The 14,197-nt window shown below is 45.5% G+C and carries 15 protein-coding genes; all 15 read left to right on the top strand.

The annotated features are described in order from the left end of the window. Positions 1–221: 221 nt before the first annotated feature. Positions 222–506: a 30S ribosomal protein S6 gene (rpsF, locus tag KSP24_RS03370; RefSeq protein ID WP_007433230.1), complete on the top strand. Its 285-nt coding sequence runs from the start codon at positions 222–224 to the stop codon at positions 504–506. A gap of 49 nt (positions 507–555) precedes the next feature. After that, entirely contained in the window at positions 556–1,047 is a 492-nt protein-coding gene (gene ssb / locus KSP24_RS03375) for a single-stranded DNA-binding protein (RefSeq protein ID WP_010346813.1), read from the top strand. 21 nt (positions 1,048–1,068) lie between these two features. Next, positions 1,069–1,341, top strand: coding sequence for a 30S ribosomal protein S18 (rpsR, locus tag KSP24_RS03380; protein ID WP_013312800.1), 273 nt, complete (start codon positions 1,069–1,071; stop codon positions 1,339–1,341). Positions 1,342–1,871: 530 nt separating this feature from the next. Beyond that, the gene (locus tag KSP24_RS03385; RefSeq protein ID WP_216974472.1) at positions 1,872–3,611 is read left to right on the top strand and encodes an ABC transporter substrate-binding protein; all 1,740 of its coding nucleotides are present in this window, start codon (positions 1,872–1,874) and stop codon (positions 3,609–3,611) included. 68 nt (positions 3,612–3,679) lie between these two features. Continuing rightward, positions 3,680–4,642, top strand: a complete 963-nt coding sequence (locus KSP24_RS03390; protein ID WP_016822455.1) for an ABC transporter permease — start codon at positions 3,680–3,682, stop codon at positions 4,640–4,642. Between the two features lie 11 nt (positions 4,643–4,653). After that, positions 4,654–5,577, top strand: coding sequence for an oligopeptide ABC transporter permease (gene opp4C / locus KSP24_RS03395; protein ID WP_013373903.1), 924 nt, complete (start codon positions 4,654–4,656; stop codon positions 5,575–5,577). Positions 5,578–5,590: 13 nt separating this feature from the next. Next, a complete protein-coding gene (locus KSP24_RS03400; protein WP_013373902.1) occupies positions 5,591–6,574 on the top strand; it encodes an ABC transporter ATP-binding protein in 984 nt (327 codons plus the stop codon). Beyond that, complete coding sequence (locus KSP24_RS03405; protein ID WP_216974473.1) at positions 6,571–7,536, top strand: ABC transporter ATP-binding protein; 966 nt, start codon at positions 6,571–6,573, stop codon at positions 7,534–7,536. The genes KSP24_RS03400 and KSP24_RS03405 overlap by 4 nt, the downstream gene beginning before the upstream one ends. A gap of 160 nt (positions 7,537–7,696) precedes the next feature. After that, positions 7,697–8,638, top strand: a complete 942-nt coding sequence (locus tag KSP24_RS03410) for a D-alanyl-D-alanine carboxypeptidase family protein (RefSeq protein ID WP_090737523.1) — start codon at positions 7,697–7,699, stop codon at positions 8,636–8,638. A gap of 234 nt (positions 8,639–8,872) precedes the next feature. Beyond that, positions 8,873–9,934: an LCP family protein gene (locus tag KSP24_RS03415; protein WP_216974719.1), complete on the top strand. Its 1,062-nt coding sequence runs from the start codon at positions 8,873–8,875 to the stop codon at positions 9,932–9,934. A 45-nt stretch (positions 9,935–9,979) separates the two neighbouring features. Next, the gene (locus KSP24_RS03420) at positions 9,980–10,408 is read left to right on the top strand and encodes a CBS domain-containing protein (RefSeq protein WP_013373897.1); all 429 of its coding nucleotides are present in this window, start codon (positions 9,980–9,982) and stop codon (positions 10,406–10,408) included. Between the two features lie 121 nt (positions 10,409–10,529). Beyond that, on the top strand, positions 10,530–10,832 hold the full coding sequence (locus tag KSP24_RS03425) for a MazG-like family protein (RefSeq protein WP_216974474.1): 303 nt from the start codon (positions 10,530–10,532) through the stop codon (positions 10,830–10,832). Positions 10,833–10,837: 5 nt separating this feature from the next. Further along, entirely contained in the window at positions 10,838–11,755 is a 918-nt protein-coding gene (locus KSP24_RS03430; protein WP_216974475.1) for a DUF2232 domain-containing protein, read from the top strand. An 11-nt stretch (positions 11,756–11,766) separates the two neighbouring features. Beyond that, the gene (locus KSP24_RS03435; protein WP_013373894.1) at positions 11,767–13,755 is read left to right on the top strand and encodes a DHH family phosphoesterase; all 1,989 of its coding nucleotides are present in this window, start codon (positions 11,767–11,769) and stop codon (positions 13,753–13,755) included. Next, complete coding sequence (rplI, locus tag KSP24_RS03440; protein WP_040102463.1) at positions 13,752–14,195, top strand: 50S ribosomal protein L9; 444 nt, start codon at positions 13,752–13,754, stop codon at positions 14,193–14,195. The genes KSP24_RS03435 and rplI overlap by 4 nt, the downstream gene beginning before the upstream one ends. The last annotated feature ends 2 nt before the right edge of the window (positions 14,196–14,197 follow it).

Below are 14,197 nucleotides of genomic sequence, written 5' to 3' on the forward strand. Positions count from 1 at the left end.
TAATCAAAAATTATTTCCTTTATATATGCAAAATTTGTGGTGTGATATAAAATTGTATAAAACCAGTGATATGATGTGTGTGAGCAGTTTTTAGCCTTATGCTCGAAATTGCAGGTTGCATTCAGGTGCTCGATTTGGTAAACTGTTTTAGTGCGAGTTTAGGCTCGTTCCTTGCTCTCAACTGAGATTGAGGGCCTTATGTCCATAAGGAGGTGTAAAGAATGCGCAAATATGAAGTGATGTACATTATTCGTCCTGACATTGAACAAGAAGCTGTTCAAGCGACAGTCGACAAATTCCAAGGTATCATCTCTAACGGCGGTGGCGAAATTACGAATCACGATGTAACTAAACGCCGTCTTGCGTATGAGATCAAGAAATTCCGTGATGGTTCTTTCGTTCTGGTAAACTTCACAGCAGAACCTGCTGTTGTTACTGAGCTTGAGCGTATCATGAAAATTTCTGACGAAGTAATTCGTTATCTCATTACGAACGACGTAGCTTAATTATTGTACGTGATTATGTAATGAACAACGCTCAAAGGAGGGGATTGGATTGTTGAACCGTGTCATTCTGATCGGTCGTTTGACCAAAGATCCAGAGCTGCGCTATACACCGTCTGGTGTAGCAGTAACCCAGTTCACCCTGGCTGTAGACCGTCCGTTTACAAGTCAAGGCGGCGAACGGGAAGCGGATTTCTTGCCGATCGTAACCTGGCGTCAGCTTGCTGAAACATGCGCTAACTATCTTCGTAAAGGTCGTTTGACGGCTGTTGAAGGCCGTGTACAAGTGCGTAATTATGAGAACAATGAAGGAAAACGTGTATACGTGACTGAAATTGTTGCTGATAATGTACGTTTCTTGGAATCTAACCGCGATAGCGGCAACGGTGGCGGCAATAGCGGTGGAGGTATGCGTGAGGAGTCTCCTTTCGGAGGCGGTAACAGCAATAGTGGGCGCGGGAATAATAACTCGCGAAACAATCAGGATCCTTTTTCCGATGACGGAAAACCGATCGATATTTCGGATGATGATTTACCATTTTAATTGGGAAAGGACTGACAAAGAATGGGCTTCAGACAAAGAGAAGGCGGAGACGATAACAAAAGACCAGCTCGTCGTGGTGGTCGCAACAAACGTCGTAAAGTATGTTTCTTCACTGTGAACAAAATTACTCACATTGACTATAAAGATACAGACTTGCTTAAAAAATTCATCAGCGAACGTGGAAAAATTCTTCCTCGTCGTGTGACTGGAACAAGCGCGAAATATCAACGTATGTTGACAATCGCTGTTAAACGTTCCCGTCAAATCGCATTGCTTCCTTACACTACTGAATAGTAGTGGGTGGAAAAAAAGGATGTCCCCAGAATTGGGGACATCCTTTTTTATGATTTTTTTTATTGACAACAAGTGCCATCTATTGTAACTTACTAATAATACAATCCATGTTTACCCATTAAGTATAAATCACCTTTTAGTGGCTTAAGAAATTACAAGCTCCCCAACTCGCCAGAGTACACATTTCGGTCATTTGAAATGTTATTTTATATTACATAACACTCAGTTTTCTGTCATTTTCCACAAGTAAATTTCATAAACTTTACAAAAATAGATGTTTTGCAATTGCATTTTACATAAAAAAAGATATTGACGTGATATTATTTTACACTTAAGATAAATCTTAATAAAAATGTAATGGTTGTCAGTGCACAAAATTGACCAAGGGTCTAAAACATGTGTTCTACACTATCATTAGGAACAGTAAGGAGGATGTGCAAAACTTCATTTTTGAACCTCAAGCTTTAACGAATCACCGCAGGAATGAGACAGGCTGTTAAATAAAGAACCGACTAAGGGGGATTAACAGGATGATGCAAACGAAGAAATGGGTTTCTTTGCTTATGGTGCTTACGATCGTTGGTGTTCTGTTTGCAGGATGTAGTGGAGGTGCTAATGAGGCACAGCCGCAGCAAGGCAATGCGGATAATAAAACAGAGGGAAATGAAGCAAGCGCACCAGTTACAGAGGGTGTTATTAAAGCGACGGATTTGTCGCAAAATCCTCCAGGAGCAACGAATCGGAAAGATAACATTGTAGTAGGTATGACGTCACCTAAAGGGGTATTTAACCCGCTATTCTGGCAAACAACTTACGATTTATATGTAGTCAGAACAGTATTTGATTCCTTCCTACAGGTGAAGGCAGATGGTACATATGAAAATAGTTTGGCTGAAAAGGTTGATGTATCGCCGGATGGTCTAAAATACACATTCCATCTGAAACCAGGTGTGAAGTATAGTGACGGCACTCCAGTAACCGTAAAGGATTATGCTTTTGTTCTCAAAGTGCTGCATGATCCGAATTATGATGGAGAAAGCGATATATTATCTTTTAAGATTAAAGGCGGTAAGGAATACCACGATGGCAAGGCGAATGATATCTCGGGTATCAAGGTCATTGATGATAACACAGTAGAGGTAACCGTTACAGAAGCAACAGCTTATACGAAGGATTATCTGGGTGAGCAATACTTCATGCCAGAAGCTTATTACGGAAAAGGGTTCAAGAAGGGTAACCTGGACAGCATCAAGGCGCTTAATAATAAACCAATCGGCTCCGGGCAGTATGTGCTGAAGAGCTTTTCCCCAGGTCAACAAGTCGTACTTGAAGCGAATCCAAACTACTTCAAGGGTGCACCAAAGGTGAAATCAGTTATTTTCAAAACGACAACAGAGGAAACAAACTTGTCTATGCTGCAAACGGGCGAAACGGACATGGACAATATCACAGTTACGGAAGACAATGTAGAGGAACTAAAGGCTCTAGGCTTCTTGGACGTGAATATTATGCCGACCAATGGCTATGGATATATTGCGTTTAATCACAAGGAAAAGAAATTCCAGGACCCTAAAGTACGTCAAGCTTTAACTATTGGTTTAAACCGTAAAGAGATTGTGCAGGGCGTGTATGGGCCATATGCGAATGTCATTAATATTCCACAGTCTACAGAATCTTGGTCTTACACGGATGAAGACATCAATAAATATGAGTTTGATACAGCGAAGGCGAAGGCTTTGCTGGATGAGGCAGGCTGGAAGGTTGGGGCTGACGGAATTCGCGAAAAGGACGGAGAAAAGCTGACCATTAACTTCTCCGCAACTGCTGATAATCCAGTAGTAGAGGCCTTGCTACCGATCATGTCCAATAACTATAAGGAGCTCGGCATCAAGCTAACTTCTGAAACTTTAGATTTTAACGCCATTATGGATAAAAAGGATACGGGCAAGTTTGATATGTTCTTTGCGGCTTGGGGCTTAACTCCAGACCCGGACACAACGACTTTTATTACGAATGGTGCACAAAATGATATCGGCTATTCCAATAAAAAGGTTGATGAATTAACACTTGCTGGTAAGCATGAACTGGATCAAGAAAAACGCAAACAGATTTACAAACAGCTCTATCAAGAGCTGAACAAAGATCTGCCAACTATCTTTTTGTACCAACGCAGAGATATGTGGCCAGTGAATGGACGTGTATCTGGCTTAGAAATTACACCATACAAAGATTTTGAGTTCACTCTGCATAACGCTCAAATCGCTCAATAAGGGTTGCCAATTGTATGCTCAGCTCTCACGAGCTGGGCATATCACTTTATTCGTCTGGAGGAATGAATATGAAGCAGTACATTATTCGAAGACTGCTGCAACTCATCCCCACACTTATTGGCATATCCATTATCGTTTTTGCGATTTCAGCCATGGTGCCGGGTGATTATATTACAGCCAAGCAGAACCCGAATATGACCGCCGAGAAGGCGCAGCAGCTACGACATATCTACGGGCTGGATAAACCGGAATACCAACGTTATTTTATATGGGCCGGTAATATGTTAAAGGGGAATATGGGGGATTCATTGCAGCATAAGCAGCCAGTAACGAAGGTCATTGGCAATTATGTATGGAACTCTTTTATTATCGCTTTTTTTAGTCTTATTTTTAGCTGGCTTATTGCAGTTGTTGCAGGGGTATTTTCAGCTAAGTTTCAATATTCGTTATTTGATAAGTTCGTTACGTTATTCATTTTCTTATGTATGTCGCTGCCTTCATTTTTTATTGGTCTATTGGTCATCAAAATATTTGCCCTTGAATGGGGAATTCTCCCGGTTGGGGGTATGACTACAGCAGGGATGGAAGCAGGTTCGTGGGCGTATATGGTGGATGTCCTCAAGCATATGTTCCTGCCGACACTCGTACTTACGATGCTGAGTACAGGAAGCCTGACTCGTTATTTCCGTACAGGCATGTTGGAGGTCATCCGTCAGGATTATATCCGTACCGCACGCGCCAAGGGTTTGAAGGAACGGACGGTTATTTTCAAACATGCACTGCGCAATGCCCTGATTCCAGCAATCACACTGCTCGGGTTCGAGCTTCCAGCCTTATTTGGTGGGGCGATGATCCTGGAAAAGGTATTTGTATGGCCAGGTGTGGGGCAGGTTTATCTGGAGTCGATTAGTATGCGGGATTATCCGTTTATGCTGGGCTTCACCATTTTTCTGGCTGTTCTCACGCTCATTGGCAATCTACTGTCTGATGTATTGTATGGCATGGCAGATCCAAGAATTCGCTTGAAGTAGGAGGGATACTATTGTCCGCAGAAACAGTCACGATTGAAACGAATCAAAAGGCGGCGATCCGTCCTGAAGCGTCTCCATGGAGAATCGCCATTCGTCGTTTTAACCAAAACCGCCTGGCTTTGGCAGGTCTCGTTATATTAATTCTGATGGTTATCATTTGTGTATTTGGCCCCATGATTTCACCTTATCATTTAGATGATTACAAGCTATCTGACAAAAATTTATCCCCTAATGCGAAGTACTGGCTTGGTACGGATAAGTTTGGTAGAGATATTTTACTGCGTACGATGCTGGCCGGCCGTATTTCTTTGACAGTGGGGCTGGTCGCCACGTTTATTTCGGTCATGATCGGGGCGACGTTGGGTGCGCTGGCAGGGTTTTATCGTAAAGGCGTGGATACGGTTATTATGCGGATTGCCGATATTTTCATGGCCCTGCCTACATTGCCGCTGCTTATTATTTTAGGTGCTGTTCTGTCGGATTTGAAGGTTGATCCGTCGAACCGTATTTATTTTCTGATGCTTATTATCGGAATTCTAAGCTGGACGAGCTTGTCCCGTCTGGTCAGAGGGCAGATTCTTACACTGCGTGAACAGGAGTTCATGCAGGCGACGGAAGCGCTGGGGTTGAGAGACCGCCGTAAAATATTCCGGCATCTGCTGCCGAACACGATTCCTACTATTATTGTTACGGCTACGCTTGGAGTAGCTGGTGCAATTATTACAGAATCTGCGCTCAGTTACTTGGGGATTGGCGTTGTGCCGCCTACACCTTCGTGGGGGAACATGATATCGGCTGCGAATAACCTGATTGACTTCCGCAAACGGCCCTGGATATGGGTGCCACCGGGAATGTGTATTCTAATTACTGTTGTAGCGATTAATCTGATTGGAGACGGTTTGCGGGACGCGCTGGACCCTAAAATGAAGAAGTAGGAGACGAACGTTTATGGAAAATGCTTTGATTGAATTTCGTAACCTGAAAACCCACTTTCATACCTCTAACGGAACTGTCAAAGCGGTCAATGACGTCAGTTTTAAAATTCGTGAGGGTGAAACGCTCTGTGTGGTAGGAGAATCTGGCTGTGGTAAGAGTGTAACTGCAATGACGATGATGCGGTTGATTGATTCTCCCCATACCTCAGACGGACAAATCTGGTTTGAGGGCAAAGACCTCCTAAAACTCAATAAAGGTCAAATGCAGCAAATTCGCGGCAATGACATTTCGATTATTTTTCAGGAACCGATGTCTTCGCTGAATCCAGTGCTTACGATTGGGGAACAGATTACGGAGCCGTTGCTGATGCATACATTAATGAGTAAAAAAGAAGCACGCGCCCGTGCAATTGAACTGATTAATTTGGTGGGCATTTCGCGATCGGAGGAAATATTCCATTCCTATCCTCATGAATTGAGTGGCGGTATGCGCCAGCGGATTATGATTGCTATTGCTTTAAGCTGCAATCCGAAGCTGTTGATTGCGGATGAACCGACAACGGCACTGGATGTAACAATTCAGGCGCAGATTCTTGATTTAATGCGGGATTTGAAGGATAAGCTTAAAACGTCCATTATGCTGATTACGCACGACTTGGGTGTCGTGGCAGAAATGGCGGATTATGTGGTGGTTATGTATGCTGGGAACGTTATTGAAGAGGCTCCTGTCATTGAGCTGTTCAAAAATCCGCAGCATCCGTATACTCAAGGGCTATTAAAGGCTAAACCTGTCATTAATCAGAAAATGGATCGGCTGTATTCCATCCCAGGACAGGTGCCAAACCCCATTGAGCTGGGTGAAAATTGCCATTTTCATGATCGGTGCGCACATTGCATGCAAATATGCAAGGATCAGGCTCCTCCCTTGAATGAAAAGGAGAATGGTCATAAGGTTGCCTGCTGGCTATATGAGAAAGAAGGGGGGCAACGAGTATGAGCGAGCCTTTGATTCAAGTGGAAGGGCTGAAAAAGTATTTCCCGATCACAGGCGGGGTGTTTCAGCGTACGGTCGGACATGTAAAGGCGGTCGATGATGTATCCTTTCACATACAGAAGGGTGAGTCCTTTGGTCTGGTAGGAGAATCTGGCTGCGGTAAAAGTACGATTGGGCGCACGATTCTCAGATTAATGGATAAGACAGAGGGATCAGTACGGTACAAGGGCGAAGACTTGCACGCGTTAAACAAGGAGCAGATTCGTGCGCTTCGTCCAAAGCTGCAAATCGTCTTTCAGGACCCCTTTAGCTCACTGAACCCGAGAATTAAGGTTGGTGAGGCGATCGGAGAGGCTTTGCTGGATCACGGGTTGATTGATCGTAATGAGCTGCGGCAAAAGGTCAATGAAACGCTGAATATTTGCGGTCTATCCTCGTATCACTATGATCGTTATCCGCATGAGTTCTCAGGCGGTCAGCGGCAGCGGATCGGGATTGCACGGGCCTTGATTTTGAATCCTGATTTTATTGTGGCTGACGAGCCGGTATCTGCCCTGGATGTATCGATTCAGGCCCAGATCATTAACTTGTTAAGCGATTTGCAGCAGGAACGCCAACTGACGTACCTGTTCATCTCACATGATCTGAGTGTGGTCGAGCATCTGTGTAGCCGGATTGGTGTGATGTATCTGGGCTCAATGGTAGAGTTGGCCTCCAAGGAGGAGCTGTTCAGCAATCCGCTTCACCCGTACACCAAGGCTTTGCTATCAGCAGTACCGATTCCAGATCCGACGATCAAAAGACAGCGGATTGTGTTAAAAGGGGACATCCCATCTCCGGCTAATCCGCCGTCAGGATGCAAGTTTCATACACGTTGTCCTATGGCGGAAGCACGCTGTAAAACAGAGGCTCCAGTATATCGAGATGCAGGCGACCAGCATTTTGTAGCCTGTCATTTTGCTTAATACGTCATACTGAAGAAGTAAAATATCCGCCTTCCTGTAACAAGGATTGGCGGGTATTTTGTTGTAAAATAAAAAAAGGTAAAAAAATTGTATCTTTTTTTCGAAAAATTGCAGACAAAATGGATTTTTCATCGTCTAATAAGGTATGGAGGTTATTACGATGATGAAAAAACATTGGTTACGTTGGGCTATTGTCGTCCCGGTACTTATTATATTGATTTTTATTACACTTGGACCCCGCTTGTTGATCGGAAAGCCGAATGTAGATGCAGACGCTGCGGTGCTAATGGACATGCATACCGGGGAATTACTAATGGATGTGAATGGCGATAAGCCTATGCCCTCCGCAAATATGTCCAAGCTCATGACCGAGCTACTGGTACTGGAGGATATTCGGACCGGACGGTTAGGCTGGAATGATGAGGTGCGCATTAGTCGTTATGCCAGTACGGTGGGTGGTGTGAATCTATCCCTCCGGTATGGAGAAAGAATGACCGTATCTGAATTGTTTCAAAGTATGGTAGTGTATTCAGCGAATGACGCAGCTGTGGCACTGGCGGAACGTTCATCAGGGAATGAGTCCGCTTTTGTAAAGCGCATGAATGAAAAAGCTGCCCAAATTGGGTTGTCGCCCGATAGTCGCTTTAGTAATGCCTCTGGGGCAGGTCAGAGTGAATTAGGGCCGAACCATCCTAAGGACATTCGCGGAGAAACGAAGATGACGGCAAGCGACACTGCAAAGTTGGCCTCTTACTTGATTACATCACATCCTGAGATTCTCAGAACGTCCAGCCGTACACAGATGGAATTGAAGGATAAGGGCATTTACATCAGCAATACGAACTGGATGTTGCCTTCCTTGGCTGGACCGTACTCTTATGCGGGCACGGACGGATTGAAAGCAGGATACACAAGCGATGCTGGATATTGTTTCACGGGTACAGCTGAGCAGCATGGCAAACGGTTAGTTGCTGTAGTACTGGGTGCACCGAGCAAGGAGGAGCGTTTCGAGCAGACACGGAAGTTGTTCGATTATGGTTTTTCTCTGTCCACCTCTTTCCCTGTGCGTTTGCAAAATTTGGTGAAATTGGCTCCGCATTAAAAATAAAAGATAACTTTGAAGGCTACATAGAATACTTATATATACATTACTGAGGGCTTTGACCGTAAGGGCGAAGCCTTTTTTGTCATGAATTTGAGGAACTGACCACGCCATGGCACTTTTGACAACAAGGTAGCTGACCTTTTATGCTTTGAGGGGAAGTTTCCGCTTCATGAGGGACCCATCCGGTTTAATGAAGAGATGGGATTTGTGGACGAAAGAAGGAAGGAAGCCATGATGGAGAGAAGACATAAGAGAAGGACCCGTGGAAAGCCCAAAAAGAAAAAGAGGTTTACCGCTCTATATATTTCATGTATTGTCTTGCTTTTAGTTGCAGTGGGAGGCTATCTATTCCGCAAACAGCTGACGCTCGTGGCTTTCGACTGGTTTGTGTCACCGACGCTGGAAAGCAAACTGGAGAAATCCTACCAGCCTCGTCAATCCGCGGAACAGCAGCCGCAAGAGAAGGTGGCTTACCAAAAGGAGCCTTTTTCGGTGTTGCTACTGGGAACGGATCAAAGGCCAAACGAAAAGGCACGTGGTCGCTCAGATACGGTGATATATGCTGCTGTACGGCCCGCAGAATCGCGTGTGCTCTTGGTCTCCATTCCAAGGGATACGTATGTACAGATTGCCGGACATGATTCCAATCGAGATGGCGAGGATGATTTTGATAAGTTAGGGCATGCTTATGCGTTCGGAGGCGAGGATATGTCCATGGCCACCGTAGAGAAGCTGATGGAGCATAAGGTCGATTATTATGCTACGATTAATTTCCAGGGGATTCAGGATGCCGTGAATGCAGTGGGTGGAGTTGTGCTTCCTATCGATCAGCCCATCGAGAATAAAAACCCGCTGCATATCAAGTTCCGTATTGAGGCGGGCAAGCCGCTTTATAATGGTGAAGAAGCCATGTATTATGTTAGGTATCGGGAAGATAGCGACTTCAACCGTACAAAACGTCAGCAAATTTTTTTGAACGCTATGGCCGATAGGCTGCTGAATATCGATGGAATCACCAAGATCCCGGAGCTGCTCGATATTATGGGAGCCAATTTCACAACGGATATGGAACCTGCCTTTATTACTGGGTTTGGCAAGCAAGCTATTTCACAGGGGAATCCACAAATTTCAAGTTTTACGATTACGGGGGAAGGGTTCAAGAAAAAGGGCCTGTACTATGACCGGGCTAATGAACAGGAGCTTGAATATGCCAGACTTATGATTGCGAACTGGCTAGACTCTGATACAACCCCGCAGACGCTGAGGCTTCCCGACAAGCAGGACATTCAGTGAGTAATCAATTGATTTATATTTGATTTTGAGGGGGATTCGTTTCTCATGAATATCGCTTTTTTCTTGCTTCCCAAACAAGAGGTCGCTTGTGTAACGGCGGATGCTACTCTACGGCAAACATTGGAACGAATGGAATATCACCGGTTCACAGCGGTTCCTATTTTGGATAAGGAAGGTAGATATACGGGTACGGTTACAGAGGGTGACCTATTGTGGCATATGAAAGAGTCTGAGGGGAAAATCACCTTTGAAAACGCTTCTAAGTTTATGCTCAAGGACGTTCCGCTGCGGGTTTCGATGAAACCTGTATCCATTGATGCCAATATGGAGGATCTGATTAATTTGGCGAAGGTACAAAACTTTGTGCCCGTCGTGGATGATATGGAACGGTTTATCGGTATCGTGCGCCGCAGCCAAATTATTGAGTATTGTGAGAAATTTGTGTCTAAGGAATCGCTTAATACTTCAAGCTAAAATAAGCAGCAGAGCTGCTTTGAAAATAACGATTTACCCTATGGGGTAACAGTTATTTTCAAAATAGGATATGCTATAATGGAGAATAAAGCTTTTTCAGAGGGGTGTGACTCTTCATCATATGCCTAAAGAAATGGATGTAGTTAAACGAGCCAAGGTTATTGAATGGCTTAAAACAGAGGTGCTTGACCAAGTCTCCCGTCTGTTTAGGGCGATGTGGGAAGGCAGTACAGTCCGTATTGGTGATTGTTTGGCCAGCCTGGTGATGAGCAGTTATATTCTGGGGAGGCGTCTTGGGGTGTCTTACCGTGAATTGGATGATCTACTCATCGACAAGCTAAGAAAGCACAGAAAAGAAGGACACCAGTTGGAGGATTGGTATCAGGACATTTCCGCACTGGAAGAACATATGCGTAAGAGGTGAAAACGTTGAAATTCCGCTTGGCCACTGTAGCATGGAGCATTATTTATTTGCTTCTGCTGCTGACTCTATTGACACCATTTAGAATTATTACCGTATTTTTTCTGATTGTGCCTGGCGCTGTATTGTTTTCATCGCTGCCTTTCAAAGGTTTTCTGGTTCACGTCATACCGGTGCTTTTAATTATAGCGCTACTCGATGTGTATTCGCTGCTTCCTGCGATTTACTTTCTGATTCCTTCTATATTGATGGGACGGGTATATAAAAAAGGAGGATCTGCCTTTCAGGCGTTGATGACCGGAACGGGCATTATTTTAGCCGAATTGTTGTTTGTACTGTTTATCGCTACGTATTCCTTCGGGTTTGATCTTTCACAGTCCCTTCGTGATCAGGCTGAGATGTCGGCCAGTATTGTACAGCAGATTTTGAGTGCGAATCCGATGTTTGCGAATATGAGCTGGACAGCTGAAGATACGCAGAAACTCGGTACAATGCTCATTGGTAAAGTTCCATATGTGATGATTGTCAGTTCGTTCATACTGGCAGTGATCACACATGCTTTGGCACGTCCAGCATTGAATAGTCTCGATGTGCCGGTACGTAAAATGAAGCCTGCCCGCGAGTGGATGCTACCGCGTACGCTGATCTGGTACTATCTGCTGGCAATTGTAATTGGATGGATAGCGGATTCTTCCGATAGCAGCTGGATTCAAACGGTCTCCATTAGTATGCTACCGCTGATCCATGCATGTTTTATTATCCAGACAATTGGTTTTGTATACTTCTGGACGCATAGCCGTAAAAAGAGCCCGGTGATTGCGTTGCTGCTGTCGCTCGTCGTTCTGGTGTTCCAGCCGCTCCGCATTATAGGTATTATTGATTTGGCCTTTCCGCTGCGTGAAGCTATTACAAGATCAAAGAAATAGGGTGAACAGTCATGCCTAAATTTCTACAAAAACGCTGGCACGGCTATCAGACGGTCTGGGCGTTTTTACTGCTGCTGGTGCTTGTCATATGTATTTCCATGTACAACTGGGAACTGGGTGTGATAGGACTGCTGCTATCATTCTTGCTCGGCGGACTGATGCTGAAGACGGAGCTGGATTTTCGTCGGGAACTGAATCAATATATCAGTGGTCTTTCCTTCCGGATTAAGCGGGTGGAGGGAGAAGCGATCAGTACACTGCCGTTCGGTATCATTTTATACAGTGAAAATCGAACCGTAGAATGGCACAATCGCTTTGCCAGTGAGATGTTCGAGGAGCAATCGTTGATTGGAGAGCCACTTCAAGATTTGTTTCCTCAACTCGCAAATGCTCTAAGCACTAAAAAGGAAACGAAAGAGCCTGCTCGTGAACTAAAGGTGGAATTACAGCATGATGAGCGTCATTATCAGTTTCTAATCGTGCCTGATGAGCGTCTGATATATTTGTATGAAGTGACGGAGCTCGCGGTACTGCGCAAACAGTATGAGAACGAGCGGTTGGCGCTTGGTATCGTCATGCTTGATAATATGGACGAGGCTGCTCAGGGAATGGACGATCAGCAGCGCACCGCGCTTATTGCGAAGGTTTCCAGCGAGATTACGTCTTGGGCCAATCAGTACAATATTTATTTGCGCCGGTTGTCATCTGAGCGTTATCTGATTATGCTGAATCATAAAGCACTCCAAGAACTGGAGCAGAGCCGATTCGTCATTTTGGATACCGTGAGGGAAATGACGGCGGATTTGAAAGTACCGATGACATTGAGCATTGGCTTGTCTTTCGGCGCAGAGAGTATCAAGGAGCTGGGCGAGTTGGCCCAGTCCAGTCTAGATATGGCGCTTGGACGCGGGGGGGATCAGGCAGCAGTGAAAGCGGGACAGCGCCTGTCCTTTTATGGAGGCAAGTCCAATGCTGTCGAGAAGCGTACCAGGGTGCGAGCCCGAGTCATTGCACATGCGCTGCGTGATCTGATGCAGGAGAGCGACCGCGTGCTGATTATGGGACACAAAATACCGGACATGGATGCAATAGGAGCAGCTATCGGTGTATGGAAGGCCGCGGCACTTTACAATGTAGAGGCCCATATCGTACTGGACAAATCCAATCCGTCTATTGACCGAATGATGGAGCAGGTAAACAAGGATGAGAAGCTGTCGCAAGCGCTCATGACACCGGAGCAGTCGCTTCAGGTGATGACCGAGCACAGCCTGCTGGTTGTGGTGGATACGCACAAGGCTTCAATGACGATTGAGCCTCGTCTGGTGCAGACGGCCAGCCGGGTGGTGGTTGTGGATCATCACCGTCGGGGCGAGGAATTTATTAATGATTCTGTTCTAATCTATTTGGAGCCATACGCGTCATCGGCCTGTGAACTGGTGACCGAGCTGCTGCAATATATCCATGAGAAGGTCCAGCTGACACCGCTGGAGGCAACATCACTGCTGGCGGGGATTACGGTGGATACCAAGCATTTTTCCCTGCATACAGGCTCACGTACGTTTGAGGCTGCTGGCTTCTTAAGACGTAGTGGAGCAGATACAGTCATGATCCAGCGCATGTTAAAAGAGGACCTGGATGAATATATTGCTAAGGCGGAAATTATTAAGCATGCTAAAATGATATATGGGCATATCGCAATTGCGGTGACCGAGCCCGGACAAAAAATACCGCAGCTTCTGATTGCTCAGGTGGCGGATTCATTGCTCAATATGACGGATGTACTGGCCTCCTTTGTGGTCAGTGAACGTCCTGACGGCCTGGTGGGGATCAGCGCCCGTTCACTCGGACGCATGAACGTACAGGTCGTCATGGAACGGCTAGGCGGCGGAGGACATCTGACAAACGCAGCGGTTCAGCTGGATTGCTCGCTGGAGGAAGCTAAGCGCAGAGTGGTCGACGTTCTGGCCGAAATTGATGGGGAAGAGGGGTTATTTGAATGAAAGTAATATTCATTAAAGATATGAAGGGCCAAGGTAAGAAGGGGCAGATTAAGGAAGTGTCGGACGGTTATGCAGCAAATTTCCTGTTGCCACGTGGGATTGCCCGCCCAGCAACGGAAGGAAATATGAAGACGCTGGAAAACCAAAACGCTGCTGAGGAAAAACGCAAGCAAGAGGAAAAGGAAGAGGCACAAATACTCGGCAAAAAGCTGGAAGAGACAACAATTCAGCTCAAAGCAAAGGCTGGAGAAGGTGGACGTCTGTTCGGCGCGATTACAAGCAAGCAAATCGCAGAGGCTGTTGCTAAAACAGGCATCAAGCTGGACAAACGCAAAATCGAACTGGAAGAACCGATTCGTACGTTGGGCGTGACTCAAATGACCGTCAAGCTTCATCCTGAGGTCAAAGCTACGCTGAAAGTACAGGTGACTGAAGAATAATT

The organism is Paenibacillus sp. AK121 (genome assembly GCF_019042715.1).
GTDB lineage: Bacteria > Bacillota > Bacilli > Paenibacillales > Paenibacillaceae > Paenibacillus > Paenibacillus polymyxa_C.

Excerpts from the sequence above, each read along its gene's own strand:
- rpsF (WP_007433230.1), top strand. The coding sequence starts at position 222 with ATGCGCAAATATGAAGTGATGTACATTATTCGTCCTGACATTGAACAA.
- rpsR (WP_013312800.1), top strand. The coding sequence starts at position 1,069 with ATGGGCTTCAGACAAAGAGAAGGCGGAGACGATAACAAAAGACCAGCT.
- KSP24_RS03385 (WP_216974472.1), top strand. The coding sequence starts at position 1,872 with ATGATGCAAACGAAGAAATGGGTTTCTTTGCTTATGGTGCTTACGATC.
- KSP24_RS03390 (WP_016822455.1), top strand. The coding sequence starts at position 3,680 with ATGAAGCAGTACATTATTCGAAGACTGCTGCAACTCATCCCCACACTT.
- KSP24_RS03400 (WP_013373902.1), top strand. The coding sequence starts at position 5,591 with ATGGAAAATGCTTTGATTGAATTTCGTAACCTGAAAACCCACTTTCAT.
- KSP24_RS03405 (WP_216974473.1), top strand. The coding sequence starts at position 6,571 with ATGAGCGAGCCTTTGATTCAAGTGGAAGGGCTGAAAAAGTATTTCCCG.
- KSP24_RS03410 (WP_090737523.1), top strand. The coding sequence starts at position 7,697 with ATGATGAAAAAACATTGGTTACGTTGGGCTATTGTCGTCCCGGTACTT.
- KSP24_RS03415 (WP_216974719.1), top strand. The coding sequence starts at position 8,873 with ATGATGGAGAGAAGACATAAGAGAAGGACCCGTGGAAAGCCCAAAAAG.
- KSP24_RS03420 (WP_013373897.1), top strand. The coding sequence starts at position 9,980 with ATGAATATCGCTTTTTTCTTGCTTCCCAAACAAGAGGTCGCTTGTGTA.
- KSP24_RS03425 (WP_216974474.1), top strand. The coding sequence starts at position 10,530 with ATGCCTAAAGAAATGGATGTAGTTAAACGAGCCAAGGTTATTGAATGG.
- KSP24_RS03435 (WP_013373894.1), top strand. The coding sequence starts at position 11,767 with ATGCCTAAATTTCTACAAAAACGCTGGCACGGCTATCAGACGGTCTGG.
- rplI (WP_040102463.1), top strand. The coding sequence starts at position 13,752 with ATGAAAGTAATATTCATTAAAGATATGAAGGGCCAAGGTAAGAAGGGG.